At 68.2% G+C, this 242-nt stretch carries 1 pseudogene; it reads right to left on the bottom strand.

Going from position 1 to position 242, the window contains the following annotated elements:
* Window positions 1–69 precede the first annotated feature (69 nt).
* Window positions 70–242 (bottom strand): annotated as a pseudogene (locus FMEAI12_RS38095) (transposase); the annotation flags it as partial.

The following is a 242-nucleotide window of genomic DNA, read 5'->3' as shown; positions in this document are numbered from 1 at the left end:
TCAGGCAGCTCCGTCCACCCGGCCGCGTGTGGGGTGCCAGAACTCGGATACCGGCCTTGACCTGGGGTTTTAGGCGGCTCGTTCGTATTCGTTGATCAGGCCGCCGAGGACGGGCTGGCGCTTGACGCTTCGTCAGGTCGGCGATGGGGTGCTCGGACGGTGGTGGCTGAAGGTTGCGGCCGCGGTGGGGTCGTCGTCCGTTGTAGTGGGCGGCGTACGCGGTCAGGACGGTGGGCAGGTGC

Origin of the sequence: Parafrankia sp. Ea1.12, from assembly GCF_900465275.1 — a bacterium.
Lineage (GTDB): Bacteria > Actinomycetota > Actinomycetes > Frankiales > Frankiaceae > Parafrankia > Parafrankia soli.
This window is presented reverse-complemented; position numbering and strand designations above follow the sequence as displayed.